Consider the following 25632-nt stretch of genomic DNA (forward strand, 5'->3'; position numbering starts at 1 on the left):
TAGGAGCGTGCGCTCGTGGATCTCGGCCCCCACCACCTGAGGATGATCGAGGCCGTCGCGGCGACCGGCAGCATCAGCAAGGCCGCCGCCCGCCTCGGCCTCACCCAGCCCGCCGTCAGCACGATGCTGCGCCGCGTCGAGGGCCACCTCGGCGTGCAGCTGTTCGTCCGCTCCCCGGAGGGGGTCCTGCCGACGCCGGTCGGCGCGGAGGTCGCGACGCGGGCGCGCGCGGCGCTGGCCTGCATCGACGATCTGAACGCCGCGCTGGCGCATCGCCGCGACCCGGCGTCCGTGCCGTCGCTGCGGGTCGGGGTGCAGGCGTGCCCGGCGCTGACCCGGCTGAGCGACCACCTCGGCGAGCTGTCGGCGTCCGCGCGGCTGCACCTGCGCGTCGACCCGGGCGGCGGCCGCATCCCGGCGCTGCTGGCCTCCGGCGCCCTCGACATCGGGCTGTTCCAGGAGCCGGTCGGGCACGGCCGCCCGGTCAGGGAGGGGCTGCGGCGGCTGGTGCTGGTGGAGCGCGAGCCCGCGCTGGTCGGGATGTCGGCGGCGAGCCCGCTGGCCGCCGGACGCACCGTCGCCCTCGCCGAGCTGGCCGAGCACGACTGGATCGACGACCCGCTGGACGACGGCCCGTGGCCGGCCTACTTCCGCGCCGCCTGCGCCGCCGCCGGGTTCCAGCCGCGCGTGCGGTTCTGGGCGACCGACTGGCAGATCTCCTCGTCGCTCATCCGGTCGGGGCGGGCGATCGGCATCTACCAGCCGACCGCGGGCCCCCGCGACGGCATGGCGTTCCGGCGGCTCACCGGCGACCCGCTCGCCCAGCGCGTCGTGCTGGTCTGGCGCCCCGAGGCCGAGGACGCCGCCCTGCGGCTGCGCGACGTCTTCGCCGACGTCTACATGGAGCTCGTCCGCGCCCAGCGCGTCTACGGCGAGTGGTGGGACGAGCACCCCGAAGCCCACCCCTCCCTCCCCGCCTGACGCGGGTTCGCGGGGCGCGTCCCGCGGACCGCGCAGGACCCGCAGGACACGCCCCGAGGCGCGGGTTCCAGGAGGGGGACGGGAACCCGCGGACGGCGGCTACCGGGGGACGCGCCTGCGATGGGCCGCGACGATGCCGGCCGCCGCGGCCAGCGCGCCGCAGGCGCCGAGCGCCGGCAGGAGGAGGGTCGTGCCTCCGCCGTCGCTCCCCGTTCCCACGCCCGTGCGGGGCGTGTAGCCGCCGAGCCTCCCGGACCGCTGGTAGGACGATCCCGGGAGCTTGTCGGCGTACCGGGCGCGAACCAGGTTCCGGTACGCCGCCACCGCCACGCCGCGTTTCCCTACCGACGTCGTGGCGGTGGAGTTGAGGCCGGTGACCCGGCCGTCCTTGAGCCGGTACCAGGCGTTGATCTGCGGCTCGGTGAACACCGTGCCGCCGCCGGCCCGCGCCGGGTAGGCGGCCTCGTCGGTGCCGGAGATCACGTTCATGACCTTCCAGCCCGCGCCCTGCTTGACCAGCCACATCGTGGCGTGCTGGCCGGTCGCCGAGTGCGCGCCGACCGCGAGGTAGGCGAACGCGGCGACGGACGCGTCCCGCCCCTGCACGAACGCCGGGTTCAGCGTGTAGACGGGGCGGACCGCGCCGTCCAGCGCCGGCGCCTTCGCCGCCTTCGCGGCCTTGCTGACGGCCTGGTCCGTCAACTCGCCCCGCTGGTGCTGGTCGAGGTGGACGAAGAAGGTCGCGAGCCGCTCCCTGGCGGCGGGCGAGGCGGCGACCTTGGCGGCGGCCGCCGTGTCCGCGGGGGACGGGCCGTCGGCCAGCGCCGTCCCGGTGCCCGCGACCATCGTGACGCCGAGGCCGGCGGTCACCGCTCCCGCGGCGAGCTTCGCTGAGGTGCGCATCTCAACCACCGATCCCCGACAGGGCCTGGGCCCATTGGAACTGGTAATTGCTGACGTAACTGCTGTAGGCCATTTCGGAGTACCGCGGGCTGGACGGCCACGGGTCGCCGTAGGAGATGGTCCGGCTGTACGGGTCGTAGCCGTAGATGACCTGCGAGTGCCCGCCGCCGGCGCTCCAGTAGATTCCGGTCTGGACGGGCCGCCGCCCGTCGATCTCGCTTTCCACGCCCTGGAACGAGAGGGGCCCGCTGACGTAGCCGGGGCTCAGGCCGAGCGCCTGGAACGCGCGCTGGTCCCATTGCAGCTGCCCGGCCTGGTTCGGGCAGTAACCGCCCCGCGGGTACCCCCGCGCGAGGTTGCAGAAGTCGTTCTGGCTGACGTTGCCGACGCCGAAGTACTTCGCGATCGTCAGCCCGCTGGCGGCCCAGCACCACTGGTCCTGCTGCTGCACCTGCTGGGTGATCGGGAGTTCGCCGGCCGCGGCGACTCCGGTGCCGGCCGCGGCGGTGAGGGCGCCCGCCGCGGCGGCGGCCCCGCACGCGAGCCGCCACCGTGCCCGGGCGGACCGGGTACGCGTTCTCATTCGCTTCCGCCTTTTCTCCCGGCGTGCCGAAGAGCGCCTCGCGCACGGGGAGCCGTGCAATTCCCTCCGGTGCCGGGGTGGATTCTCCGGACGGAAACTGCCGTGCGCGAGGCCGAAGCAACGCCATCACATTCCCATTTGCGGCGAAAGTGGGGAAATGTCAGTAGGTCATAACGCCGGGATATGCCCCCCGGTGGCGCGGGAATTCGCCGGACCGGGTCAGGCCGGGGCCGCGGGCAGGGTCACGGTGACCTGGAGGCCGCCTTCGGGGCGGGGGCGGGCGGTGACCTCGCCGTCGTGGGCGCGGACGATCGACTGCACGATGGACAGGCCGAGGCCCGCGCCCTTGGCGGTGACGACGCGGTCGGCGTCGAGGCGGCGGAACGGCTCGAACAGGCCCGGCACCTCGTAGGACGGGACGTGCGGGCCGGAGTTGGCGACCTCCAGGACGGCGCGCCCGCCCCGCGTGCCGGACGTGACCCGGACCCAGCCGCCTTCGCCCGTGTTGTGCCGGATGCCGTTCTCGACGAGGTTTTCCACGACGCGTTCGAGCAGAAGCGCGTCGCCGCTGGTCATGGCCTCGGACGGTTCCGTCTTGACGCCGATCCCGGTCTGCTCGGCCTCCGGCGCGGTCCGCGCGGCGACGTGCCCGACCACGTCCGCGAGGTCGACCGGGGCGCGGCGGGTGATCTCGTTCTCCGAGCGGGCGAGCAGCAGCAGCCCGCCGATGAGGCGCTCGTGCCGCGAAGTGATCTGCAGCAGGTCCTCGCCGAGCCGCAGCACGTCCGGGGACGCCGTCTTGCGGTGCATCGCGACCTCGACCAGCGCGCGGCCGAGCGTCAGCGGGGTGCGCAGCTCGTGCGAGGCGTTCGCCACGAAGCGGCGCTGCCCGTCGAACGACCGGTCGAGCCGCTCCACCATCGTGTCGAAGGTGTCGGCCAGCTCCTTGACCTCGTCGTGCGGCCCGTGCAGGGCGATCCGCTCGTGCAGGACGCGGTCGGCGGCGGGCGCGGCGGCGATCCGCCGCGCCGTCTCGGTCACCCGGTGCAGCGGGGTCAGGACGCGGCCGGCGATCAACCAGCCGAACGCCATCGCGGCCCCGCCGACGACCAGCAGCGCGATCGAGCCCTGCGTGACGAGGGACTGCGTCGCGGCGGCGCGCAGCTCGTCGTGCTGCTTGCGGGCCTGTGTCTCCAGGTCGAACGGCGACACCGAGCCGTCCGAGCCCTCCCGGGGGGCCGCGCCCCGCTCCACGACGGTCCGGCCGCCGCCGGAGGCGTCCTTGTCCTGCGTGACGCGGGCGAGGACCTTCGTCCCGGCCCGGTCGACCTGCTGGGTGAACAGCGCGTACGTGGCGCCGAGGAGCACCAGGCCGGCGGCGAGGAACAGGCCGCCGTAGGTCAGCGTGAGGCGGGCGCGCAGCGACACGCGGCGCGGCCGGCCGATCGCGGGGATCTTCACGGGATCCGGTACCCCGCTCCCTTGACGGTCTCGATGACGGGCGGCTCGGCGAGCTTGCGGCGCAGCTTCAGGACGGTCAGCCGGACCGCGCCGGTGAACGGGTCGGCGTGCTCGTCCCACGCCTTCTCCAGCAGCTGCTCGGCGGACACGACCGCGCCGTCCGCGCGCAGCAACTCGGCCAGGACGGCGAACTCCTTGCGCGCCAGCGGGACGTACCGGCCGTCGCGGAACACCTCGCGGCGCGCCGGGTCGAGGGTGATCCCCGCGCGGCACAGCGTCGGCGGCGCGGCGGGCCGGGACCGGCGGCCGAGGGCGAGGACCCGGGCGGCCAGCTCGGCGAACGCGAACGGCTTGGTCAGGTAGTCGTCGGCGCCGAGGCCGAGCCCGGCGACCCGGTCGGTGATCTCGGCGGCGGCGGTCAGCATCAGCACCCGCGCCGCCGCGCCCGCCGTGACCAGCTGCCGGCAGACGTCGTCGCCGTGCACGACGGGCAGGTCCCGGTCCAGCACGACGACGTCGTAGTCGTTGACGCCCGCGCGTTCGAGGGCGGACGCCCCGTCGTGCGCGAGGTCGACGGCGTGCGCCTCGTCCCGCAGCCATTCCGCGATCGCGTCCGCGAGGAGCCGCTCGTCCTCCACCACCAGCACCCGCATGCCGTTCCCTCCGCCAGGTCCAGACCGCCGATGGTGCCGGGCGGTGTGTTTCCTCGCCGTAAGGGCCGTGGCCGGGGCGGGCGGAAACGGTGGGGAAACGTGCGGCCGCGTTGCATCGCTCCTCGTCCGGCCGGAGCACGTCCGGCCGCCGAACGAGGGGACGAGACATGCGACTGCGCACCCAGGGCGCCCTTGCGGCGCTGCCGCTGGTGATGGCGCTCGCGCTGACCGGCTGCGGGTCGAAGGACGGCGGGGACGGCGGGGTGGCGTCGGCGGGCGGCGGCAAGCAGGCCACCGCGTCCAAGAGCGCCGACCCGCAGGGGATGGGGGTGAAGTACGCCCAGTGCATGCGCGAGCACGGCGTTCCGATGGACGACCCGCAGGGCGGGCGCGTGACGCTCAAGCTCGACGGCAGCACGCCGAAGGAGAAGGTCGACAAGGCGCAGGAGGCGTGCCGCCAGTACAACCCGATGGAGAACGGCGCCGCGAAGCCGGATCCGAAAATGCAGGAGCAGGTCGGGAAATTCGCCGAGTGCATGCGCAAGAACGGCGTCGAGGACTTCCCCGACCCGAAGCCGGGCCAGCAGGGGATCATCATGGACAAGAAGCTGTCCGAGGACCCCGATTTCAACAACGCCCAGCAGAAGTGCAAGGACATCATGGCGGGCGGCCCGAAGTGACGGCCCTCGGGGAGCGGGCGCCCGGGGAGCGGGCGCCCGAGGACGACAGGCGCCGCGCGCGGCGGCGCCGTCCCGGCCGGCGGGCCGTCCTCGCGGCGGCGGCCGCGGTGGCCGTCGCGGGCGGTGCGGCCGCCGTCGCGCTGAACACCGGAGGCGATTCCGGCAAGGACCGGGCGACCGCCCTTCCGCCGAACACGACGCAGGTCACGCGGCAGACGCTGAAGGACGAGCAGACCGAGGACGGCTCGCTCGGCTACGGCCCCACCTACACCGCGACGAGCCGGCTCCAGGGCACGCTGACCAAGGTCCCCGAGAGCGGCGACGTCATCAAGCGGGGCCAGGCCCTGTACGAGGTGGACGGCGATCCGGTCGTCCTCATGTACGGGTCGAAACCGGCGTACCGTCCGCTGCGGATCGGCACCGAGGGGGCGGACGTCGAGCGTTTCGAGAAGAACCTGAAAGCGCTCGGCTATGACGGATTCACCGTCGACAAGGAGTACACCGCCGACACCGCCGACGCCGTCGAGAAATGGCAGGACGACCTCGGCCTCGACGAGACCGGAACGGTCGAGCTGGGCCGGGTGGTGTTCGCGCCGGAACCCGTCCGGATCGACAGTCTCCAGGCGAATGCCGGGGACCCGACCGGCCCCGGGGGGAAGGTGCTCACCTACACCGGCACCGACAAGGCCGTCACCGTCGAACTGGACACGACCGACCAGCGGATGGCCCGCAAGGGCGCCGCGGTCGAGGTCACGCTCCCCGACGACACGACGGTGAGCGGGCGGATCGACGAGGTCTCCACGGTGATCAAGCCGGGCGACGGGCAGGGCGCCGACCCGTCCACGAAGGTCGAGGTGATGATCTGGCTGCGGTCGTCGAAGGCGCGCAAGGCCGCGGCGAGGTACGCGCTCGCCGCCGTCGACGTCACCTTCACCGCGGGCGCCCGCAAGGAGGTGCTGACGGTCCCGGTCACCGCGCTGGTCGCGCTGTCGGAGGGCGGGTTCGGCGTCGAGGTCGTGAAGGGCTCGACGTCGTCGTACGTCCCGGTGAAGACCGGGCTGTTCGCCGACGGGCGCGTCGAGGTGTCCGGCGCGGGCGTCGCCGAGGGCACCGTCGTGGGGGTGCCGAAATGATCGAGCTGCGCGAGGTGACCAAGGAGTACCCGGGCGGCGTCCGGGCGCTCGGCGGGGTGTCGCTGCACGTCGGCGCCGGGGAGCTGGTCGCGATCGTCGGGCCGTCGGGGTCGGGCAAGTCGACGATGCTGAACGTGCTCGGCACCCTGGACCGGCCGACGTCGGGGACCGTCCGCATCGACGGGCACGACGTCGGGCGGCTGCCGGACGCGGCGCTGTCGGCGCTGCGGGCCAGCCGGATCGGGTTCGTGTTCCAGCAGTTCCATCTCGCCGCCGGGACCCGCGCGCTGGACAACGTCGCCGACGGGCTCCTGTACTCGGGGCTGCGGCCGGCCGCGCGGCGGCGGCGGGCGGCGGACGCGCTGGAACGGGTCGGGCTCGCGCACCGGATGCACCACGAGCCGCACGAGCTGTCCGGCGGCGAGCGGCAGCGCGTCGCGATCGCGCGGGCCGTCGCGGGGGAGCCCGCGCTGCTGCTGGCGGACGAGCCGACGGGCGCGCTGGACTCGGCGTCCGGCGACGGGGTGATGGCGCTGCTGCGCGGGCTGCACGCGGCCGGCACCACCGTCGTGATCATCACGCACGACCGGGAGATCGCGGCGGGGCTGCCGCGCCGGGTCCGGATGCGCGACGGCCTGGTGGTCGAGGACTCGGCGCTCCCGGCGCGGGCGGAGCCGGCGGAGGCGGCGCGATGACCGCGGGGACACTGCGTCCCGAGCGGCCGGGTCCCGGGCGGCCGCGTCCGGCCCGGCTCGGGCCGGGCGACGTGCTGAAGGTCGGCGCGGTGGGCCTGCGGACGCGGCCGATGCGGGCGTTCCTGTCCGCGCTCGGCATCGCGATCGGGATCGCCGCGATGGTCGCGGTCGTCGGGGTGTCGTCCTCGTCACGCGCCGACCTCGACCGGGCGCTCGCGGCGCTCGGCACCAACCTGCTCACGGTCACGCCCGGGAACACGCTGACCGGCGGGCAGGCCCAGCTCCCGCTGGAGGCCGAGGAGATGGTCGGGCGGATCCGGCCGGTCGAGCAGGTGTCGGCGATCGGGCTGCTGGACGGGGCGAAGGTGTACCGGAACGGGAAGGTTCCGAAGGCGCAGACCAACGGGATCGCCGCCTACGCGGCCCGAACGGACCTGCGCGCCGCGACCGGCGCGCGGCTGCGCAGCGGGGTGTGGCTGACCGCGGCGACGCAGGACTTCCCGGCGGTGGTGCTCGGCTCGTCCGCCGCGGACCGGCTCGGCATCGGGCACGCCGGGACGGACGTCCAGGTGCTGGTCGGCGGCAAGTGGTTCACCGTGGTCGGCATCCTCGAACCGGCGCCGCTCGCGCCGGAGCTGGACGCGGCGGCGCTGGTCGGCTGGCCGGCGGCGCAGGCGCGGCTGGGGTTCGACGGCCACGCGACCACGATCTACACCCGGTCGCGGGACGCGAGCGTCGAGCAGGTCCGGGAGGTGCTCGGCGCGACCGCGAACCCGGAGGCGCCGAACGAGGTGCAGGTGTCGCGGCCGTCGGACGCGCTCGCCGCGAAGAAGGCGGCGGGGGAGGCGTTCACCGGGCTGCTGCTCGGCGTCGGCGCGGTGGCGCTGCTGGTCGGCGGGGTCGGGGTGGCCAACACGATGGTCATCTCGGTGCTGGAGCGCCGCGCGGAGATCGGGCTGCGCCGCTCGCTCGGCGCGACCCGCGGTCAGATCCGCACCCAGTTCCTCGCGGAGTCGCTGCTGCTGTCGGCGCTCGGCGGGCTCGGCGGCGCCGCGATCGGCGCGCTCGTCACCGGCGGCTACGCCGCGTACCAGGGGTGGCCGATCGTGATCCCGGCCTGGGCGGTGCTCGGCGGCGTCGCCGCGACGCTGGTCATCGGGGCGGTCGCGGGCCTCTACCCGGCGATCCGGGCGTCCCGCCTGTCGCCCACGGAGGCGCTGGCGGCGCCCTGAGCGATTGACATAGCGAGCACTATCTGAATATGGTCTGCTATGTGGATAGCGACAGTGATGAGAAACCGAGGCGGCTGACCCGCGCCGAGGCGAAGGCGCGCACCCGGCGGCGCTTGCTGGACGCGGCGGCGCGCACGTTCGCCCGCAAGGGGTACGCGGGGGCGTCGGTCGAGGAGATCGCCGAGGCGGCGGGCTACTCGATCGGCGCCCTGTACTCCAACTTCGGCGGCAAGGAGGAGCTGTTCCTCGAACTGATGGCCGGCGGCGCCAGGGCGCGGGTCGAGCGGGGAAAGCAGACCGTCGAGGCCGTGCAGGCCGGGACCGAGGACCCGGAGACGGCGCTCGGCCGGTTCTTCCTGGAGGCCGCCGACAAGGACGACGACCTGCCCCTCCTGCAGGCCGAGCTGTGGCTCTACGCCATGCGGAACCCGCAGATGAAGGAGGCGCTGGCCGCCGCGCAACGCGAGCCGCAGGCGGCCCTCGCGGAGCTCATGGAGCCGGTGCTCGCGCGCGTCGGCGCCTCCGGCCGGGTCCCCGCCGCCACCGTCGCCACGGTCGCGAGCGCGATGTTCCAGGGCCTGCTGCGGCAGCGCCGCCTCGACCCGGCGAGCGTGCCGGACGACCTGCTCCGCCAGGCGATGCGGTGGCTGTTCGTCGGCATCGCCAACACCCCCGACCCGTCGACCGAGGAGCGGCCGTGACCCGTCAGGACCTCCCCCTGCCCCGCCGCGCCGCCGCCCTGGCCGGCCCCCGGTCGACCAAGCGGGTCTACCGGACGGCTGGCCTGATCATGGGCGCCGTCTGGGCCTGGAACGCGGGCCAGCCCGTGTGGGAGCACGCCCTCAAGTTCGGGCTGCTGCTCTTCGTCGGCGTGCCGCTGCTGCACCTCGTCCAGAAGCGCCGCACGGCGGGACGCCCGCAGGAGGGGCCGCGCCTGTCGCTCGCCCGCGCGGCCGCCGCCAAGGGCGTGCTGCTCGCCGCCGCGCTCCTCGCCTCGTACCTGCTGCGGTCGACGCCCCACGGCGACCTCTACGTCGCCGCCGGCCTGTTCGTCGTCATCGCCGGCCTCGGCCCCCTCGTGCACCGCCACCTCATGACGGGCTGACGCCCTCACCGCGCCTGTGACGCCCCGTGCGCGCTTCGTACCGCAGCGCTAACGGGCCCGCAACGGCGGCGAAAAGGCCGGACGCTGTCCTCGACGCATGAGCATCTACGACTCCATCGGAGGAGAGCCCGCGCTGACCGCCGTGGTCGACGACCTGTACGTCCGCATCCTCGCCGACGACGAGCTGAAGGGCTTCTTCGCCGGGACGAACCTCGCCCGGCTGAAGGGCCGCCAGGTCGAGTTCTTCGGGCAGGCGCTCGGCGGGCCGATGGTCTACGGCGGCGCCTCGATGAAGGACGTCCACCTCGGACGCGGCATCGAGCGCGCCCACTTCGACAAGGTGGCGGGCCACCTCGTGGCCGCGCTCGCCGCCGCGGGCGTCCCGGACGCCACCATCGCCGAGATCGTCGCGGTGGTGGCGCCGCTCGCGGACGACATCGCGAGCGGCGCCGTCCCCGCCGGGTGACCGCGCGCCGGGTGACCGCGCCCCCCCCACGCGCCCCCGGGCGGGGCGCGCTACCCGGCGAGCAGGTCCTGCAGCTCGCGGACGGCTTCGCGGAGCCGGTCGGCGAAGTCGTACATGGCGCCCGCGACCGGCTCCGGCGTGCTCAGGTACAGGTTGAACCGGTCGGGCAGCAGCACGTACGCGACGCCGATGCACTGCTCGCTCGTCGACCCGAACCCGAAGTACCGGATGTTCACCGACGGCGCGGAGCTGGTGCTCAGGTAGTCGTCGCGCATCGTCACCCAGCCGGGCGAGTCGAACAGCGCGAGGTGCTCGGTGACGCCGAGCTCCGCGCCGCGCCGCTTCTGGATCAGCTGCAGCTCCCACAGGTGCTGCTCGGGCGCGCGGCCCGCCTGGCAGTCCTTGGCGCGCCGGACGTGCGCCTCGGCGGCGGCGCGGAACGCGGCGCGGCGGGCGTCGGCGCCCGCGCCCGGGTCGTCCATCGCCGCGACGAACCGCAGCACCTCCGGGGTGACGACCCGCATCGCCTCGGTGCGCCCGTTGCGGTACTGGCGGGTCGCGATCGACTCGTAGGTGGCGCCGGTGAGGCCCTTCGCCCGCTTGTGCGCGAGCTGGTACGCCATCTGGACGAACGCGTCGGGGGAGGTCTTCAGCGCCTTGGCGCGCTCGGAGCCGAAGTCGTCGAACGACACGCAGGTCGTGGCGGTCGCGGCGCCGTAGGCGGCGAACGCGGCGGCCGCGTCCCGGATGTCGGTGCGCAGCGCGTCGTCCAGCGCGAACTCGATCGCCTCGATCGCCGGCAGGCCCTGCGAGCGGGCGCCGGACCGCTGCGCGTGCGCCTCCGCGGACGCGCCGAGCAGCGCGTCCACGAAGCTGAGGATCGTGGTGCCGTCCAGCCCGCAGTGCTCCACGTTGATGCCGGCGGTGCCGTCGGCGAAGACGACCAGGGAGACGGCCTTGTCGAACCAGCGGTTGCCGCTGTCGCCGTGCAGCAGGTTGTCGCACGCCTCCAGGTCGTTTCTCGGCGCGACGTCCTCCAGGCAGACGCAGAACAGCGCGGTCTCGATGTCGTCCAGCGCCCGCGCGTTGGCGGGGCCGGCGGCGAGCAGCGCCTCCCGGCTCGCCGCCCATTCGGCGCGCGCCTTGGTGGTGAGGTGCCCGGCGGACGGCTCCGGCGCGGGCTCCGCCTTCGTGATCGTGCCGAGGCCCGCGACCAGCTCGTCCAGCGTGTGCGGGACGCCGTCCGGGCCGATCACGTCCATCCGGACGATGTTGCCCCGGTAGAACACGACGATGTGCCTGGCCTGCGACGGCCCCGGCCACTCGGCGCTGTAGGGGGCGCGGACGGTGTCCTGCTCGGCGCCCGGGATGCGCGTGGTGGAGAACAGGAACTTGTTCTGCTCCATCGACAGCGGCGCGCCGCGCTGCAGGACCGGCGGGACCCGCTCGTCGTCCAGCAGCAGCTTGTAGTCCAGCGCGCCGGCGATCAGCCCGGCCGCGCGCTCCAGCTGCCGCTCCCCGGTGTCCTGGAACAGGAAGAAGAAGTTCGCGTTCAACGCGATCCGGTCGCGCCGCCCGAGGTAGCGGTACGGCCAGAACGTGTCCAGCCAGCTGCGCACGCCGGGCTCGGCGTCGTAGCGCTCCAGGGCGGCGTGCAGGGCGCGGCCCGGGCCGTCCGGCCGGGCGAACGCCTCCACCGCCGCGCGCGTCTCCGCCAGCTCCGCCTCGGTGAGAAGCGGCGCGCACCACTCCAGGAACCGCTCGCAGGTCTCGTCGAGCGCGGGGAGCGGCACCCGGGGCAGCGCGTCCTCGTTGCCGAAGGTGCGGGCCGACGGTTCAGGGGTGGGGTTCACTTCGTCCCTCGTTCTCCATGCCCGGGCGTTCCGCACGCCCGGGGCCGATGGTGGTCATTCCCCGCGCGGGCGCGACACGTACAGGCCCGCGTAGAGCCAGCCGCCGTCCTCCAGCCCGGACGGGTCGACGCCGGCGTCCGCCAGCGTGTCCAGCACGAGCGCCTGCTCCTCCTCCGTCGCGAACCGCCGCTGCCGGAACAGGCCGTCGCGGCGGACCGTCTCGTACCCCGCCGCCGCCAGCGTGTCGGCGACCGGGTCGAACGGGAACATGCGCAGGATGAAATGCGCCATCCACGGCCGGCGCCCGCCCGCCGCCTCGACGACGCGCGCGATCGTCCGCTCGGTGACGTAACCGAGGCAGCCGGTGGAAATGACGAGATCGGCGCCGGCCAGAAGCGCGGCATGCTCGTCCGTCGGATCGCGGTCCTCGAGATCGGCGTGCACGGCGCCGTCCAGGAAACCGGCGTCGAGCGCATAGGAGAGCGCGTTCTCGGACGCGTCGAGACCGACGAAGCGGACGCGATTCGCAGCTTCACGGGAACGGACCAGCTCACGGTCGCGGGACAGGAGGGCGCCGCGGGTGAGCCGTTCGGCGTCGCGGCCGGCGTAGCGATCGTACAGCTCCGCCATGGTGGCGCCGTATTTCAGCAGCGCCGCGTTGATGCCGTACGAGCAGCCGATGTCCACGACCGTCGGGACCCGCACGCCGCGGGCCTCCCGGTATTCGGCGATGAGCCCGGAGAAGTGCGGCTTCGCCAGTTCGGGGATGTTGTAGTCGAGGCCCCGCAGGGTGCCGAAGTAGGCGCGCGGGTCGGGCTCGGTGTAGATGTGGTCCAGCGAGATCTTTCCGGTCGTGTCGACGCGCACGTCGCGGTCCTTCCTGGAGAAGGCGGATGGGCCGGGCGGTTCTCGCTTCAGTCGAGCAGCGCGTCCACCCGGACGGCGCGTCCCTCCGCCGCCAGGTGCTCGGGCAGCACCCGGCCGAACAGCTGCCGGGTCCGCGCGACGCTGCCGACCACGCCGGGCCGCTCGCTGTAGGCGAGGATCGCGGTGTGCCGCGCGACGTCCCCGCGCACCTCGCTGACCCGGTGCAGGGAGTAGCGCCCCTTGAAGAGCTGCAGGTCACCGGGGCGCAGCACCAGCCGCCGCACCAGGTGCGCGCCCCGGCCGGTGAGGACGTCGCGGACGTCGGCGAAGTTCTCGTCCGCCGCGGACCGGATGTTCGGGCAGTACTCGAAGACGCCGCCGTCCTCGGGAAGCTGCGTCAGCAGGCTCACCGTGAACTCGTTGGTGTCGAAATGCCACGGGTGCTCCATGCCGGGATTCACCACGTTCAGGCAGAGCCCGGACAGCGGGTCGCCCAGCTCGTGGACGCGCGGCAGCCCGAAGCAGGCGGCCACGAACCGCTGGAAAAGCGGGTCGGAATAGAGCCGGTGGACGATCAGGTCGCGCGGGATGAGGTCGCGGGCCACGAACGCGTTCCCGCGCTCGACGGTGATACGGCCGGGGTGGTCGCCGGGCAGCGGCGTGCCGATGTCGATGTTGTAGGCGTTCACCGTTTCGACGTCGTAATGAGCGTCCGGCGCGATGGCGGCGCATTCGGTCCGCAGCCGCTCCTGCAATGCGCCGCGAATGAAGTCCGGAAGCACGCAGCACCCGGAATTCGCCAGCTCCTCCCGGACCCGGGAAACGACGGCGGTCCAGCCCGCGCCGTCCGGTTCGTCCAGCGGATAGAGATCGGTGTCGACCAGTTCCGTTCCTGCCGCCCGGCCGGCGGCCCGAGCCTCCACTGCGCCCATCAAGATCCTTCCACGTGGCGAACCCCATCCGGGTTTTAGCACATTCCCCGTGCACATTCATGGCCGTGTTTTCCCGGCGGCTTTGTCAGAATTCGATAAGCCCGGTCGGTGACCTGTGTCTTCGAACGGTCCACTGCCCGCGCCGGCACACTGTCCGATGTGTCCCATATCACCCCCGGGTCGCGGTCGGCGCGAACCTTCGCCCGGGTGACGGCGTCATCGACGGTTGGGACACTGGTCCACTACTTTTCCCCAGGAGGGCGCATGGCGGACTGGCGGCTGACGGGCTTCGTCGAGGATCGCGAGCTCGGCCGCGGCGCGCAGGGCCGCGTCGTACTGGCCCGGCACGCCGAGACCGGCGCGCCCGTCGCGATCAAGTACCTGACCGGCGCGGACCCGGCGGCCGTCGCGGGGCTGCGCGCCGAGGCGCAGATGCTCGGCCGGCTGACCAGCCCGTACGTGGCGCGGCTCTTCCGCTTCGTGGAGAGCGGCGAGGGCGCCGCGATCGTGATGGAGGCGGTGAACGGCGCGTCGCTGAAGGCGGTGCTGGCCGAGCACGGGCGGCTCGCGCCGGAGGCGGCGCTGACCGTGCTGAAGGGCTCGCTGCTCGGGCTCGCCGCCGCGCACGCCGTCGGCGTCGTCCATCGCGACTACAAGCCCGCGAACGTGGTCGTCCGGCCGGACGGGCTGAGCAAGCTGGTCGACTTCGGCGTGGCCGTGCTGGCCGGGCAGGGTTCGGCCGCCGGGACGCCCGCCTACATGGCGCCCGAGCAGTGGCGCGGGGAGGCCGCCACCCCCGCGACCGACGTGTACGCCGCGACCTGCGTGTTCGTCGAGTGCGTGACCGGGCGGCGGCCGTTCGCGGCCGGCGAGCGCGTCGCGCTGATGAACCAGCACCTGACCGCCGCGGCGGACGTGGCGGACGTCCCCGAGGCGCTGCGCCCGCTCGTGCTGAAGGGGCTGGCGAAGCAGGCCGGGGACCGCCCGCCCGGCGCCGCCGCGTTCGTCGGCCAGCTCGAGTCGGCGGCGGTCGCCGCCTACGGGCCGGACTGGGAGCAGCGGGGCGTCCGGGCCCTCGCGGCGGCCGCCGTCGCGCTGGCGGCCCTGTTCCCGCTGGGCGCTCTCGCGGTCGCCCCGGGCGCCGCCGCCACCGGCGCGGGCGCCGCGGGGACGGCCGGGACGGCAGGGACGGCCGGTACGGCGGGCGCCGCCGGGACGGGCGGCGGCGCGTCCGCCGGAGCGGGATCCGCCGGGGCGGCCGCCGGCAAGGGCTTCCTCGCCACCGCCGCGGGCAAGGGCGCGCTGGCGGCGGCCGGCGCCGCCGTCGTCGCCGCTGCGGCCGGGGGCGCCGTCTACGCGACGAAGGACACGACCAAGAAGCCCCCGAAGGACCATCCCGTCCTGACCCTCGCCGCCCAGAACGAGACGATCCCCGGCGCGTCCATCAAGGTGGACGGCGCGCGGTACGCGACCGTCACCGGACTGCACGACGCGGCCCTCCAGCGCCGCATCAACGCCGAGCTCCGCGCCCCGCTCGACGACCTGATCGCGCTGGCGAAGGAGAGCCGCAAGCAGGTCGCCTGCGGGAGCACCCCGACCACGGTGACCGTCCAGACGCGCCTGGGGCTCAACGGGCCGCGCCTGGTGTCCGTCCGGTACTTCCAGATGTCCGACTGGTGCCAGAAGGCCGACGGAGCGCCCGGCGGCGAGGTCGTCACCATCGACCTGCGCACCGGGCGGCGGCTCGCCGCGGCCGATGTCTTCCGCCCCGGCACGCTGACCGCGCCCGGGACGGGAACGCTCTACTCCCGGCTCGTCCAGCGGGACGGGCGCCCGTGGGCCGACTGCTCCGCGGGCAGGACCTGGAAGCCCGGCGACTTCCAGCCCACCTCGCCCGAGGGGCTGTACCGGGGCGCTCCGCACACCCCGCCGCGCCTGAGCGCCTTCCTCACCCCGTCGGACTTCCAGGTGGCCTGGTTCAACTCCGGCAGCGACGGCTGCGGCAACCTCGACTTCGGCGCCCCCTACGCCAAGGTCCGCGACCTGCTGAAACCCGAGTTCGCCGCGCTCCTGCCGAAGTGACCGGGCGGGCACCGGGTACGGGAGGGAGGTGCAGACGTTCCTGCCGTACCCGGACTTCACCGCCACCGCCCGCGTCCTCGACCCGCGGCGGCTCGGCAAGCAGCGGGTCGAGGCGCTCCAGGTGTTCCGCGCCCTCACCGTCCCCGGATACGGCTGGCAGCGCCACCCCGCGGTGCTCATGTGGACCGGGTACGAGGAGGCCGTCGTCCGCTACGGCCTGGAGATCTGCGCGCGATGGTGCGCGCTCGGCCGCGCCGACACCTGCGCCGCGACGATGACCGCCGAACTCGCCGCCGGAGGAGGCCCCGCGCGGGCGCGCGACCAGGAGGCACTGCACCGCGCCGGCCAGCTGCCGCCCTGGCTCGGCGAGCCCGCGTTCCACCGCAGCCACCGCTCCGCGCTCGTCCGCAAGGACCCGGTCCACTACGGCCCGCTTTTCCCGGGCGTTCCCGACGATCTCCCTTACCTCTGGCCGCGCTCGGACCGCCCGCGCCCGGAGCGTCCCGGGGGTCATACCGGCGCTGATGAGGGGTAGGGCCCTGGCTGGAGGCGGGCCCGGGCGGGGCCCCTAGCCGGAGGTGCGCGATGAACGCCGAAGGACGGCCGGACGGCCGCCCGCGCGGCGAGCGGCTGCTGTGCGACCTGGTGGCCGCCAGCCACGTGATCTCGCTGGAGCAGTTGCCCGGCGTGGTCGCCGAGCATGCCGCGCGCGCCGGCCTCCACGACGTGCGGATCTACGTGGTGGACCTCCAGCAGCAGGTGCTGCGGCTGCTCACCGGCCGGGGCGCCGACGCCGGCCGGGACTCCGGTCCCGAAACGGAGGAGATCCGCGTCGAGGGAACCCTCGCCGGCCGCGCGTACCAGAACGTCGCGAGCGTCGCGGGGCAGTCCGAGCATGACGGCGCCCACCACATCTGGGTACCGGTCCTGGACGGCTCGGAACGGATCGGCGTGATGCGGGTGACGGTCGACCCCGGGGACGAGCAGGCCGAGGCCGACGCCGAGTACCTCGCCGGCCTGGTCGCGCTGCTGATCGTCAGCAAGGGACCGACCAGCGACTCGCTCGCCCGGCTGGTGCGCACCCGCGACATGACCGTCTCCGCGGAGATGCAGTGGCGGCTGCTCCCGCCCATGACGTTCGCCAACGACGCGATGGTGATCGGCGCGGCGCTGGAGCCCGCCTACAAGCTGGGCGGCGACACCTTCGACTACGGCATCGCGGGCGACACCGTCCACCTCGCCGTCTTCGACGCGATGGGACACGACACCTCGGCCGGCATCACCGCGACCCTCGCGGTCGGGGCGCACCGCAACAGCCGGCTGCAGGGCGCGAGCCTGGTGGAGAGCGGCCGCGCCATCGAGGAGGTGCTGATCGAGCAGGACGCGTCGGGCCGCTTCGTCACCGGGGTCCTCGCGGAGCTCGACACCCGCACCGGGATGCTCTCGTGGATCTCGCACGGCCACCCGCCGCCGGTCGTGATCCGCGGCGGCCGCTGGGTGACGACGCTGGCCTGCGAGCCCGGCCACCCGCTGGGCACCGACCTCGGCGTCGAGCCGGCGGTCTGCCGGGAGCAGCTCGAACCCGGCGACCGGCTGCTGCTCTACACCGACGGCATCGTGGAGGCCCGCGACCCGGACAAGGAGGAGTTCGGGCTCGTCCGGTTCGTCGACTTCATCATCCGCCGCAACGCCGACGGGCTGCCGGTCCCCGAGACGCTGCGCCGGCTCGTCCACAGCATCCTCGTGCACCACGCGGGCCGGCTCGACGACGACGCCACCGTCCTGCTGCTGGAGTGGCGCGGCTCGGGCGGCGGCGTGCGCCGTCCCGCCCCCGACGGGGCCTGACCCGCGCCGGGGACGGGGCGTCCGGTCACGACACGCCGAGGGCGCGCATCAGCATCGGGTAGGCGTCGTGGAGGTCCCGCTGCCAGTACGGCCAGGAGTGCTGGCCGTCGAAGAAGCGGGTGGTGACGGGGATGCCGAGGGCGTCCAGCCGGTCGACGAACGCGTGCGAGACGTCGTTCGCCGCCGCCTCGACGGGGTCGGTGAACGGGAGCCCGCCGAGCGATCCGGCCGTGCCGTTGCCGCTGGCCACGTAGAGGCGCACGCCCGCGAGCCGGCCGGCGAGGTCGGTCGGGTTGTGCGCGTGCCAGATCGCGGCCTGCGCGTCGGGCGCGCCCCAGACGCGCCGCCAGTCGGTGCCGGGGCAGGAGAAGGACGGGCCCCAGCCGATCGAGTCGTCGCCCGGCTCGTAGTCGTAGAGGGTGTCGACGTAGCCGCTGAAGGCGGCGGCCGCCGCGAACATTCCGGGGAAGCGGGCCGGGTACAGCATCGCGCCGAGACCGCCCATGGAATTGCCGGCGATGACGCGGCGCCCGTTCGCCCGGTAGCCGTTCTCCAGGATGGCGCGGAGCTCCTTCATGTGGAAGGTCTCCCATTCGGGCGGCCCGCCGTTTCCGTAGTTCCACCAGTCGGAGTAATTGCCGCAGCTTCCGCCTTCCGGCATGACGACGATGACGGGGGAATCGGCGGTGAGTGCGGCGACGTCGGTACCGCGCGTCCAGGCGGTGTAGTCGTCGACGCCGCCGTGCAGCAGCCAGAGGGTCGGCCAGGTGCGGGTGGCGTTCTTCGACCATCCGGAGGGGACGAGGAGGCGCACCTTCTCCTGCGCGCCCATCGCCGGGGACTGGACGGTGAGGTCGATGGTCCGCGGCGCGACGGTCGTCTCCGCGATCACCTTCGCGCCGGTCACGGCGCCGGTCGCGGGACTCGTCGCGGCGGCGGGACGGGCGGCGGGGACGGCCGCGGCGAGCGCGGCGGCCAGGACGAGGGGAAGCAGCAGGGCGAGGGACCCCGGCCCTGCGACGGGGGTGGAGCGTCGGAGCAATGCGGGCCTTCCGGGCATGCCGGCAGGGTGGGCCGGCCGGAAAAGGGGAGCGCCGTTGTACGGCGAATGCGCGCAGCCCGGCGAAGGGCGGGTCGCGCTCCCGCCGGCTGCCTTCGGGCCGTTAGGCGGCCCGGTACCGATGTGCGTTCCGAGATTGGTGGATTCTGCTACTTACTCCGAGTAGGTTCCCGTTTCAGGTACGTTCTACGCGTTGCCCGGGAATCGCGGAGAAGATTGTTTTCCGAACCCGCGTCGCGGCGGACGCCCTTTCGGGCGCCCCGCCGCGTGCCCGGTGGCCGTGCGGTGACCCGCCAGGGGCGTCCGGAGTCCCTGTGCGATGCGGGCGAGCGGAGGACGACGCGCCGCCCGGCGTGCGATGTAACGATTGTGTTTCGGTCGATTGACAGTGAGATAGATCATGAACGTACGCTCATGGGAGCGCTCCCACGATCTCCGTCGACATGTGGCGCCCGGCTCCCGCGGCGGCCGCGAGGCAAGGAGGGCACGATGGGCCTGCGGTTCGACCTGCTCGGACCCGTGCGGGTACGCCAGGGCGACCGGCTGCTCGCGCTCGGCTCCGCCAAGCAGCGCACGCTGCTGACCGCGTTGTTGCTCGAGCCCAACCGGACCGTCTCGCTCGACTTCCTGACCAGCGCGTTATGGGACGAGGCGCCGCCCAAGAGCGCGGTCTCCAACCTGCGCACCTACGCCAACCAGCTGCGGCGCGCGCTCGCCGACTCCGCGCCGCGGCTGATCGCCCGGCGCCCCGGCTACGCGCTGGCCGTCGAGCCGGGCGAGCTCGACAGCGCCCGGTTCCTCCACCTGCTGCGGCTCGGCCGCGCGGACTTGGCGGCCGGTGCGCCCCGCCGCGCCGCCCTCGGGCTGGAAGCGGCGCTCGCACTGTGGCGGGGCAGCGCGGCCGAGGACCTGCCCCGCACGCTCGCCCTCGCGCCCCGGCTGCAGGCGTTGGAGGACCTGCGCGGGTCGGCCGTCGACGCCTACGCCGCGGCCCGGCTCGCGCTCGGCGAGAACGACGCGGTGGCCGCCGAACTGCACGAGCACCTCGCCGCCAATCCCACCCGCGAACGGCTGTGGGCGCATCTGATGCTCGCGCTCTACCGCTGCGGTGACGCGGCCGGCGCGCTGGCCGCCTACGCCCGGGCGCGGGACGTCCTGGTGAACCAGCTCGGCGTCGATCCCGGTCCCCAGCTCGTCGCCCTCCAGCAGGCCGTGCTCAAGCGCGATCCGAAGCTGGACCGGGTCCCGGAGCCCCGGCTCAAGGTGCCCTCCCGATGGCGCACGCGGGGCGTCCACCGCGGCCTTCGCCCCCTGTACTGGCAGACCCGCCAGGCGTGAGACGGCGTGCCCCAGGGCCGGCTAAGGACCGCGCGTCACCGGAGGCGGCGGACGACCACGCCGAGCAGGGCGTCGGCGGGCAGCAGGCCGAAGTGCCGCGAGTCGATGCTCTGCGCGGGGTTGTCGCCCAGGACGGCGAGCCGCCCGTCCGGGACGGCAGCACCCGCGCCCGCCGGGAGCGCCGGGCGCACCGGCGCGGGGACCGGCTCGCCCGGCACGGCGGCGGCGCGCTTGACGATCCAGCGCAGGTCGGCGGGAGCCCTCGGGCCGAACTCCTGCCAGTAGGGGCCCTCCACCACCACGAGCCGGTCCGTGGCGACGCGGGGGAGCCGGGTCCGGCGCACCAGGAGGCGGTCGCCGGGCGCGAGGGTGGGCACCATGCTCGTTCCGTACACCTCGACGACCGTGAAACGCCGCCGCAGGAGCAGCGCGAGCGCGCCTGCGGCGGCGACCACGCAGAGCACGGCGGCGGTGGACCAGCCGAGGGCGCTCATGGCCGGAACAGCTCGATGATGTCGTCGGCCGCCAGGACCAGCAGCGCGGCGAAGCAGCCCGCCGCGACCGCGAAAAGCGCGCCCGTCGCACCCGGAAGGTGGGATCCTCCGGACAGCGTGGCACCGAGCCCCGCCAGCGCGGCGGTGGCCAGCGACAGGTTGCGCACGACCTGGCGCGGGCCCAGCGGAGTGTCGGCGTCGCCGAAGCAGGCGCAGGGCGCCCGGTCGCCGCGCGCGAGCGCGCGGACGATGGCCGCCGTGAACGCCGCCAGGAGCACCGCCGCCAGCGCGAAACCGGCCGCGGCGGTCGCCGGGAGGACGAGCAGCACCACCACCGCGGCCTCGGCGCCGACCACCGCGGCGGCGATCCACCGCGTCCCGGTGGCGGCCACCGGACGCGGTACGAGCCGCGCCGTCGCCGCCGTGAACCGCGCGTAGGCGCCCCTCCCGCGCAGCTTGCCGGCCGCCGACGCCACGAAGACGAGCGCGAGCAGCACCCGCACGGCGGTCACGACTTCGTCCATGACATCTCCTCCTGCCGGTATCCGCCGGCCTGCAGCTCGAACAGCCGCGCGTACTCGCCGCCCTCGGCCATCAGCTCGGCGTGCGTTCCCCGCTCGACGATCCGCCCGTCGCGCAGGACGACCAGGGTGTCGGCGTCGCGCACCGCGCTCAGCCGGTGCGAGATGAGCAGGCTCGTCAGGCCCGCGCGGTGCTCGCGCAGCCGGACGTGGACGTGGTGCTCGGCCTCGGCGTCCAGTCCGGAGCTGGGCTCGTCGAGGATCAGCAGGTCGCGGCCGTCCCGCAGGAACGCGCGGGCCAGAGCGAGCCGCTGCCACTGCCCGCCGGACAGCGGCACCCCGGGTTCGGCGTCGCCGTCCGCGCCGCCGGCGAAGGCCCGCGTCAGCAGCGTGTCGTAGCCGCCCGGCAGTGCCTCGACGAAGGCGCCGGCCCCGGCCCGCTCGGCCGCCGCCCGGACGAGCGTCCGGTCGCCGCGCCGCTCCAGGTCGCCGAGCCCGATGTTGTCGGCGGCGGTGAGCTCGTACTCCATGTAGTCCTGGAACACCACGCCGATGCGGCGGCGCAGCTCGGCCGGGTCCAGATCGCGCAGGTCCACGCCGTCCCACCGGATCGCGCCCCGTTCCGGGTCGTAGAACCGGCACAGCAGCTTCACCAGGGTGCTCTTGCCCGCGCCGTTCAGGCCGACGAGGGCCGTCGCGCGCCCGCGCTCGATGGTGAAGCTCACGCCGCGCAGCGCCCACGGATGCTCGGGGGAGTACCGGAACCAGACCCCGTCGAACTCGATGTGGCCGGTCAGCTGCCCCGGGACGGCGGGCCGTTCGGCGACCGCCAGGTCCGGGCCGGCGGCGGTCACCGCCCGGTAGTGGCCGAACAGCAGCAGCTGCTGGTGGGCGACGGTGAGCTGGGTGACGAGCTGCGCCCCGGCCGCCTGCGCCCCCGCGAGGGCGGCGACCAGCAGGCTGACGTCGCCGACCGTGATACGGCCGCGCCACGCCTCGGCGAGCGCCCAGGCGAGCCCGGCCCCGGCGACGCCGGTGGACAGCACCGCGAGCCCCGCCTGCGTGGCCAGCTCGCGGCGGTCGACGCGGCGGCGCTCGGCGTCGGCGGCGCGCCGTTCGGCGTTCATCAGCGTCCGGAAATGCCCGCCCACACCGAACAGCCGCAGCTCTTTGGCCGCCTTGACCGTGGTGAGCAGCTCCCGGTAGAAGAACTCGCGCCGTTCGGCGGGGCCGATCGCCAGCATCATCGCCGCCCAGCGGCGCGACAGCCGGAACTCGGCGGCCAGGGCGGGGACGGTCGCCAGCACGACGGCCAGGGCGAGCCACGGGCCGACGGACAGCAGCGAGCCGAGGAACCCCGCGAGCGTGATCGTCCCGCTGACGGCGGTGAGCGCGCTGCCGACGACCTTGCCCGGCGCGCCGCCGCCCGCCTGCTGGGCGAGCCGCAGCCGGTCGAGGAAGGCGGGGTCCTCGAACGGGCCGAGACCGACGAACCGCTCGGTCGCCCGGAAGACCCGGTCCTGGGCGAGGAACCCGACCCGCCGTTCGAGCTCCTGCCGCAGGTAGCGGGTGACGTGCTGGGTGAGGCCGGCGGCGGCCCCGGCGAGCACCAGGCCGGCGCCGGCGGCGGCGAGCCGGGCCCCGCCGCCCGCCCCGCCGCCCGGCCGCTCCGTCAGGACGTCGACGGCCAGCTTGGTGAACCAGGCGACGCACACCGGAGCGGCGGCCTGCGCCAGCGTCAGAGCGGTGAGCAGGAGCGTCAGCGTCCGGCCCGCCGACCAGGCCAGCGCGCTGGAGCCCGCGAGGCCGCCGAGCAGCTCCCGCACCCGGCCGGTGCGGGAGGCCGTGCCGCGGCGAGGGGTCATGCCGGGACGGGGGAGCGGTCGGACGGCAGGCCGGTCTCGACCACCCGGCCGGTCTCGTCCAGGACGCAGAACGTGGGGAGCCCGCGGACGGCCAGCGCCTTCGCGATCCCGGTGCGGTGCGGTTCGACGACCACGCGCGCGACGCCGCCGAGCCGGTCGCGGTAGGCGGACGGGTCCTCCCCCTCCCCGGCGGCGATGACGGCGAGGACCCGGTCCCGTCCGCCGGGGAAGGCGGCGGCGTCCGCCAGGAAACCGGGCATCCGCTCGGTGCAGGCGTCGCAGCTCGGGGTGAAGAAGCCGACGAGGGTGCGGCCGGTCAGCGCGTCCCGGCTGACGGGCTCGCCGGCGGTGTCGACCGCGTCGAACGGCGCGGCGACCTCCCCGGCGGGGAGCATCGGCGGGCGTTCGGCTCCGCCGCCGGCGGACGGCCGGGAGATGAGGTCGGCGTGCTCGCGGAGCTTGCGGATCACGCCGAGGGTGAGCGCCAGGTCGAGCAGGCAGACGGCTCCGACCAGGGCGACGAGCGCGGTGAGGAAGGGCATGGGGGACCACCTTTCGCGAGGCGGCGGCCGGGACCGCTGCGGGAGCGCCTCCCGGCCGCCGCTCAACCGATGACGTGCCTGGCCGTGCGGGTCAGCAGACGTAGACGCAGCTGCAGGAGGTGCCGCTGCCGGACAGGTAGCAGCACCTCTTCACCAGGCACTCGATGCCGCAGGGCCCGTCGTTCCAGCACCAGTAGCCGGTGCTGGCCGCGGCGCGCGTCCGCGGGACCAGCCGGGTGAGCATTCGCTCGCCCAGCGCCTCGATCTTTCCGAGCATGGTCGGCTCCTTCCGTTTCGAGGGACGGAGGCGACGCTACGAGCGGGATCGACAAAGCCGATACAGGCTGGATACAGCCGCCGGGCGCGGCCGCGGGCGCGGGCGCGGCGTCCGGGGTGCCCGGCGGTCGGCGCGGCCCTGATCAACAGAAAAAGGCGGAGCGGGCCGCCACATCGGCGGCCCGCTCCGCGCGGTCAGGGGCAGGGGTCAGGCTCCGGGCACCGGCTCGGCGGTCGGCCCGTTCACGTACTTGACGGCCATCCGCACCGCGCCGCGCAGCATCCGGAACAGGATGAGTGCGAGCCCCAGCAGCGGCAGCACCAGCAGTACGATCTGCAGCCCGGAGGCGATCAGCTGCAGCGCGCCGGCGCCGTGCGCCGCCTCGGCGGCCAGGCCCTGGATCTTCCGCCAGTCCATCCGGATCAGCCCGGGGACCTGCGTGGAGATCAGGCCGAGCTGGAACAGCATCACCGGGACGATGACCAGCACCCACATCGTGACGAAGATCTGCGGCCAGCGCTTCAGGTCGTTCAGCCGGGTGTCGGCGCGGCGCAGCAGCAGCGCCCGCCGCAGGATGGGCCCGATGTACTTGAACAGGTCGGGGACCCCGACGAGGTCCGACATGATGTAGTAGCCGTCGAACCGCAGCGTCGGCAGCAGCTGCTGCAGGATCTCGAGGTTGACGTACAGCACGGCGACGAGCAGCGGCTCGAAGCCCGTCTCCACGTACAGCAGCGTCAGCGCGACGACGAAGATGCCGTTGAAGTAGACGCCGGCGAGGTCGGCGCGCAGCCGCCCGAGGCGGCCGAGCCGGTACGACTCGGTGATGTCGGTGTAGAACGCCGGCCAGACCAGGTAGATGCCGCAGCCCATCACGCCGGGGCGGACGCCCCCGTACCGGCAGGCGGCGGCGTGCCCGATCTCGTGGAACGCGCACGACGCCACCCCGAGCGCCATGATCAGCAGGATGCTCACCGGGGCGAGGATGGCGTGCTGCAGCGCCGTGCTCATCGACCGGGTGGCCAGCACCCAGGTCTCGGCGGAGACGACGGCGATCAGCGTGAGCACGAGCACGACCGGCCGGAACAGCCAGGCGAACAGGCCCGCGACGAACCAGGTGACCGACTCGGGGAACACCGCGATCCGGAACCGGAGCCCGAGGAACGGGTCGGCCTTCACCACGGGCGGCGCGGTGCCGTCGCTGTAGGTGGTGACGCCGAGCGGCGCGAGCTTGCGGTCGGCGAGGTAGATGACCTGCTCGCCGGTGAGCCGGGCGCCCGCCTCGCGCGAGACGGCCTCGGCCACCCGGTCCAGCGCCGTCTCGATGTCGGCGGTGCGGGCGAGGTCGCGGTGCTCGTGCAGCGCCTTCGCGACCAGGAACAGCAGCGGCGGCAGCCGGACGAGCTGCCGGTTCGGCAGGCTGACGAGCTGCGGCGGTTCGCGGTAGCCGGAGTTCTTGAACTCGCCGACCAGCTCCACGCCCTCGGCCAGGACCGGCAGGGTGAGGAGCGCGGCGGGCCGCGCCGTCGCCACGGACGTCGCGCCTCCCGCCGCGGCCGGCCCCGCGTCGGCGGGACGAGCGGTGCCCGGCGGTTCCGCGTCCGCCGGGGGCTCCGCGCCCGGCGGGCGTTCCGTGCCCGCCGGGCGCGCGGGGGCGCTCGCGGCCGCTCGTGGCGGGGAGGCGGCCTTCCGGTGCGCTCCGCTCATGCGTTCTGGTGGCCGACCGCGACCGGGACGCAGGTCGTCGTCGTGTAGCCGGACTCGGCGAGCAGGCCGGTGCCGAGGAGGCCGGGCGTGCCGGTCGAGTGCGTGTACTGGCAGGCGTAGGTGACCTCGGAGTCGGCCGCGCCGGACCCGCCGTCGTTGAGGTTGAGGTTCTTGTTGCCGTTGTCGCCGCCGCCCGCGAGCAGGGTCGACAGCACGGCCCGCTCCGGCAGTACCTCGCCCGACAGCCGGTCGAGTTCCGCGTAGCTGAACGTCTGAGGGTTGGTCTGGCTCATCGGTCGCCTTACAGCTCGTCACAGATTTTCCGGAAAAAGGGGGGAAGGGCCGGCGGGAGAACGC

The 25632-nt window shown here is 74.3% G+C and carries 27 protein-coding genes; 12 read left to right on the forward strand and 15 right to left on the reverse strand.

Translation table 11 applies throughout. The features are described from left to right. Positions 1-15: 15 nt before the first annotated feature. A complete protein-coding gene (locus tag ABT299_RS08215; protein ID WP_387022864.1) occupies positions 16-981 on the forward strand; it encodes a LysR family transcriptional regulator in 966 nt (321 codons plus the stop codon). A gap of 99 nt (positions 982-1080) precedes the next feature. Here the strand turns inward: ABT299_RS08215 and ABT299_RS08220 are convergent, their stop codons facing one another. From ABT299_RS08220 to ABT299_RS08235, 4 genes are all read right to left on the reverse strand, one after another. Beyond that, positions 1081-1884 (reverse strand): hypothetical protein, encoded by an 804-nt coding sequence (locus ABT299_RS08220; protein WP_500250188.1) that lies wholly within the window; start codon positions 1882-1884, stop codon positions 1081-1083. 1 nt (position 1885) lies between these two features. Beyond that, positions 1886-2467 (reverse strand): papain-like cysteine protease family protein, encoded by a 582-nt coding sequence (locus tag ABT299_RS08225; protein ID WP_500250189.1) that lies wholly within the window; start codon positions 2465-2467, stop codon positions 1886-1888. A 219-nt stretch (positions 2468-2686) separates the two neighbouring features. Then, positions 2687-3928: a sensor histidine kinase gene (locus ABT299_RS08230; RefSeq protein ID WP_500250190.1), complete on the reverse strand. Its 1242-nt coding sequence runs from the start codon at positions 3926-3928 to the stop codon at positions 2687-2689. Next, positions 3925-4581, reverse strand: coding sequence for a response regulator transcription factor (locus ABT299_RS08235; protein ID WP_190856924.1), 657 nt, complete (start codon positions 4579-4581; stop codon positions 3925-3927). Before ABT299_RS08235 ends, ABT299_RS08230 begins: the two co-directional genes overlap by 4 nt. A gap of 167 nt (positions 4582-4748) precedes the next feature. Here ABT299_RS08235 and ABT299_RS08240 point away from each other — a divergent pair, with 167 nt between their 5' ends. From ABT299_RS08240 to ABT299_RS08270, 7 genes are all read left to right on the forward strand, one after another. Further along, positions 4749-5261, forward strand: a complete 513-nt coding sequence (locus tag ABT299_RS08240) for a hypothetical protein (protein WP_190856925.1) — start codon at positions 4749-4751, stop codon at positions 5259-5261. Next, a complete protein-coding gene (locus tag ABT299_RS08245; RefSeq protein WP_500250191.1) occupies positions 5258-6394 on the forward strand; it encodes a peptidoglycan-binding protein in 1137 nt (378 codons plus the stop codon). Before ABT299_RS08240 ends, ABT299_RS08245 begins: the two co-directional genes overlap by 4 nt. Next, a complete protein-coding gene (locus tag ABT299_RS08250; protein ID WP_190856927.1) occupies positions 6391-7089 on the forward strand; it encodes an ABC transporter ATP-binding protein in 699 nt (232 codons plus the stop codon). Before ABT299_RS08245 ends, ABT299_RS08250 begins: the two co-directional genes overlap by 4 nt. Beyond that, on the forward strand, positions 7086-8321 hold the full coding sequence (locus ABT299_RS08255) for an ABC transporter permease (protein ID WP_500250192.1): 1236 nt from the start codon (positions 7086-7088) through the stop codon (positions 8319-8321). Before ABT299_RS08250 ends, ABT299_RS08255 begins: the two co-directional genes overlap by 4 nt. A 41-nt stretch (positions 8322-8362) precedes the next feature. After that, positions 8363-9022, forward strand: coding sequence for a TetR/AcrR family transcriptional regulator (locus ABT299_RS08260; RefSeq protein WP_387022854.1), 660 nt, complete (start codon positions 8363-8365; stop codon positions 9020-9022). After that, positions 9019-9426, forward strand: a complete 408-nt coding sequence (locus tag ABT299_RS08265) for a hypothetical protein (RefSeq protein WP_387022852.1) — start codon at positions 9019-9021, stop codon at positions 9424-9426. Before ABT299_RS08260 ends, ABT299_RS08265 begins: the two co-directional genes overlap by 4 nt. Positions 9427-9523: 97 nt before the next feature. Continuing rightward, positions 9524-9892, forward strand: a complete 369-nt coding sequence (locus ABT299_RS08270) for a group I truncated hemoglobin (RefSeq protein WP_190856931.1) — start codon at positions 9524-9526, stop codon at positions 9890-9892. A gap of 50 nt (positions 9893-9942) precedes the next feature. Here ABT299_RS08270 and ABT299_RS08275 read toward each other — a convergent pair whose 3' ends face one another. From ABT299_RS08275 to ABT299_RS08285, 3 genes are read right to left on the reverse strand one after another with little or no spacing between them, the layout of a single operon-like run. Further along, the gene (locus ABT299_RS08275) at positions 9943-11745 is read right to left on the reverse strand and encodes a choline/carnitine O-acyltransferase (RefSeq protein WP_500250193.1); all 1803 of its coding nucleotides are present in this window, start codon (positions 11743-11745) and stop codon (positions 9943-9945) included. A gap of 54 nt (positions 11746-11799) precedes the next feature. Further along, positions 11800-12612 (reverse strand): class I SAM-dependent methyltransferase, encoded by an 813-nt coding sequence (locus tag ABT299_RS08280; RefSeq protein ID WP_500250194.1) that lies wholly within the window; start codon positions 12610-12612, stop codon positions 11800-11802. 47 nt (positions 12613-12659) lie between these two features. Further along, on the reverse strand, positions 12660-13544 hold the full coding sequence (locus tag ABT299_RS08285; protein ID WP_500250195.1) for a HalD/BesD family halogenase: 885 nt from the start codon (positions 13542-13544) through the stop codon (positions 12660-12662). A gap of 264 nt (positions 13545-13808) precedes the next feature. Between ABT299_RS08285 and ABT299_RS08290 the strand changes: the two genes are divergently transcribed. From ABT299_RS08290 to ABT299_RS08300, 3 genes are read left to right on the forward strand one after another with little or no spacing between them, the layout of a single operon-like run. Continuing rightward, on the forward strand, positions 13809-15626 hold the full coding sequence (locus tag ABT299_RS08290) for a serine/threonine-protein kinase (protein ID WP_500250196.1): 1818 nt from the start codon (positions 13809-13811) through the stop codon (positions 15624-15626). A gap of 28 nt (positions 15627-15654) precedes the next feature. After that, positions 15655-16161: an MSMEG_6728 family protein gene (locus ABT299_RS08295; RefSeq protein ID WP_500250197.1), complete on the forward strand. Its 507-nt coding sequence runs from the start codon at positions 15655-15657 to the stop codon at positions 16159-16161. Positions 16162-16211: 50 nt separating this feature from the next. Further along, on the forward strand, positions 16212-17471 hold the full coding sequence (locus ABT299_RS08300) for a PP2C family protein-serine/threonine phosphatase (protein ID WP_500250198.1): 1260 nt from the start codon (positions 16212-16214) through the stop codon (positions 17469-17471). A 25-nt stretch (positions 17472-17496) separates the two neighbouring features. On the opposite strand, the gene ABT299_RS08305 is transcribed toward ABT299_RS08300, so the two are convergent. Next, on the reverse strand, positions 17497-18531 hold the full coding sequence (locus tag ABT299_RS08305) for an alpha/beta hydrolase (RefSeq protein WP_500250199.1): 1035 nt from the start codon (positions 18529-18531) through the stop codon (positions 17497-17499). A gap of 489 nt (positions 18532-19020) precedes the next feature. Here ABT299_RS08305 and ABT299_RS08310 point away from each other — a divergent pair, with 489 nt between their 5' ends. Then, complete coding sequence (locus ABT299_RS08310) at positions 19021-19869, forward strand: AfsR/SARP family transcriptional regulator (RefSeq protein ID WP_190856938.1); 849 nt, start codon at positions 19021-19023, stop codon at positions 19867-19869. Between the two features lie 35 nt (positions 19870-19904). Here ABT299_RS08310 and ABT299_RS08315 read toward each other — a convergent pair whose 3' ends face one another. The 7 genes from ABT299_RS08315 to ABT299_RS08345 all read right to left on the reverse strand — a co-directional run bounded on the left by ABT299_RS08315 (position 19905) and on the right by ABT299_RS08345 (position 25568). After that, positions 19905-20363 carry a S26 family signal peptidase gene (locus ABT299_RS08315; protein ID WP_500250200.1) on the reverse strand — a complete coding sequence of 153 codons (459 nt, stop codon included), beginning with the start codon at positions 20361-20363 and terminating at the stop codon, positions 19905-19907. Continuing rightward, complete coding sequence (locus tag ABT299_RS08320; RefSeq protein ID WP_500250201.1) at positions 20360-20887, reverse strand: MauE/DoxX family redox-associated membrane protein; 528 nt, start codon at positions 20885-20887, stop codon at positions 20360-20362. Before ABT299_RS08320 ends, ABT299_RS08315 begins: the two co-directional genes overlap by 4 nt. Beyond that, positions 20872-22749, reverse strand: coding sequence for an ABC transporter ATP-binding protein (locus tag ABT299_RS08325; RefSeq protein WP_500250202.1), 1878 nt, complete (start codon positions 22747-22749; stop codon positions 20872-20874). The genes ABT299_RS08320 and ABT299_RS08325 overlap by 16 nt, the downstream gene beginning before the upstream one ends. Next, a complete protein-coding gene (locus tag ABT299_RS08330; protein WP_190856942.1) occupies positions 22746-23291 on the reverse strand; it encodes a TlpA family protein disulfide reductase in 546 nt (181 codons plus the stop codon). Before ABT299_RS08330 ends, ABT299_RS08325 begins: the two co-directional genes overlap by 4 nt. A gap of 91 nt (positions 23292-23382) precedes the next feature. Beyond that, positions 23383-23568, reverse strand: coding sequence for a hypothetical protein (locus tag ABT299_RS08335; RefSeq protein ID WP_387022828.1), 186 nt, complete (start codon positions 23566-23568; stop codon positions 23383-23385). A gap of 207 nt (positions 23569-23775) precedes the next feature. Beyond that, complete coding sequence (locus ABT299_RS08340) at positions 23776-25275, reverse strand: zinc metalloprotease (RefSeq protein WP_500250203.1); 1500 nt, start codon at positions 25273-25275, stop codon at positions 23776-23778. After that, the gene (locus ABT299_RS08345) at positions 25272-25568 is read right to left on the reverse strand and encodes a hypothetical protein (RefSeq protein WP_190856945.1); all 297 of its coding nucleotides are present in this window, start codon (positions 25566-25568) and stop codon (positions 25272-25274) included. Before ABT299_RS08345 ends, ABT299_RS08340 begins: the two co-directional genes overlap by 4 nt. Positions 25569-25632 lie beyond the last annotated feature (64 nt).

The sequence above is a fragment of the Spirillospora sp. NPDC000708 genome, assembly GCF_040299565.1.
Lineage (GTDB): Bacteria > Actinomycetota > Actinomycetes > Streptosporangiales > Streptosporangiaceae > Spirillospora.

What these genes read in the sequence shown, in the direction of transcription:
- ABT299_RS08220 (WP_500250188.1), bottom strand. Translation starts at nt 1,884, where the DNA reads ATGCGCACCTCAGCGAAGCTCGCCGCGGGAGCGGTGACCGCCGGCCTC.
- ABT299_RS08225 (WP_500250189.1), bottom strand. Translation starts at nt 2,467, where the DNA reads ATGAGAACGCGTACCCGGTCCGCCCGGGCACGGTGGCGGCTCGCGTGC.
- ABT299_RS08235 (WP_190856924.1), bottom strand. Translation starts at nt 4,581, where the DNA reads ATGCGGGTGCTGGTGGTGGAGGACGAGCGGCTCCTCGCGGACGCGATC.
- ABT299_RS08240 (WP_190856925.1), top strand. Translation starts at nt 4,749, where the DNA reads ATGCGACTGCGCACCCAGGGCGCCCTTGCGGCGCTGCCGCTGGTGATG.
- ABT299_RS08250 (WP_190856927.1), top strand. Translation starts at nt 6,391, where the DNA reads ATGATCGAGCTGCGCGAGGTGACCAAGGAGTACCCGGGCGGCGTCCGG.
- ABT299_RS08255 (WP_500250192.1), top strand. Translation starts at nt 7,086, where the DNA reads ATGACCGCGGGGACACTGCGTCCCGAGCGGCCGGGTCCCGGGCGGCCG.
- ABT299_RS08270 (WP_190856931.1), top strand. Translation starts at nt 9,524, where the DNA reads ATGAGCATCTACGACTCCATCGGAGGAGAGCCCGCGCTGACCGCCGTG.
- ABT299_RS08285 (WP_500250195.1), bottom strand. Translation starts at nt 13,544, where the DNA reads ATGGGCGCAGTGGAGGCTCGGGCCGCCGGCCGGGCGGCAGGAACGGAA.
- ABT299_RS08290 (WP_500250196.1), top strand. Translation starts at nt 13,809, where the DNA reads ATGGCGGACTGGCGGCTGACGGGCTTCGTCGAGGATCGCGAGCTCGGC.
- ABT299_RS08300 (WP_500250198.1), top strand. Translation starts at nt 16,212, where the DNA reads ATGAACGCCGAAGGACGGCCGGACGGCCGCCCGCGCGGCGAGCGGCTG.
- ABT299_RS08305 (WP_500250199.1), bottom strand. Translation starts at nt 18,531, where the DNA reads ATGCCCGGAAGGCCCGCATTGCTCCGACGCTCCACCCCCGTCGCAGGG.
- ABT299_RS08310 (WP_190856938.1), top strand. Translation starts at nt 19,021, where the DNA reads ATGGGCCTGCGGTTCGACCTGCTCGGACCCGTGCGGGTACGCCAGGGC.
- ABT299_RS08315 (WP_500250200.1), bottom strand. Translation starts at nt 20,363, where the DNA reads ATGAGCGCCCTCGGCTGGTCCACCGCCGCCGTGCTCTGCGTGGTCGCC.
- ABT299_RS08320 (WP_500250201.1), bottom strand. Translation starts at nt 20,887, where the DNA reads ATGGACGAAGTCGTGACCGCCGTGCGGGTGCTGCTCGCGCTCGTCTTC.
- ABT299_RS08325 (WP_500250202.1), bottom strand. Translation starts at nt 22,749, where the DNA reads ATGACCCCTCGCCGCGGCACGGCCTCCCGCACCGGCCGGGTGCGGGAG.
- ABT299_RS08330 (WP_190856942.1), bottom strand. Translation starts at nt 23,291, where the DNA reads ATGCCCTTCCTCACCGCGCTCGTCGCCCTGGTCGGAGCCGTCTGCCTG.
- ABT299_RS08335 (WP_387022828.1), bottom strand. Translation starts at nt 23,568, where the DNA reads ATGCTCGGAAAGATCGAGGCGCTGGGCGAGCGAATGCTCACCCGGCTG.
- ABT299_RS08340 (WP_500250203.1), bottom strand. Translation starts at nt 25,275, where the DNA reads ATGAGCGGAGCGCACCGGAAGGCCGCCTCCCCGCCACGAGCGGCCGCG.
- ABT299_RS08345 (WP_190856945.1), bottom strand. Translation starts at nt 25,568, where the DNA reads ATGAGCCAGACCAACCCTCAGACGTTCAGCTACGCGGAACTCGACCGG.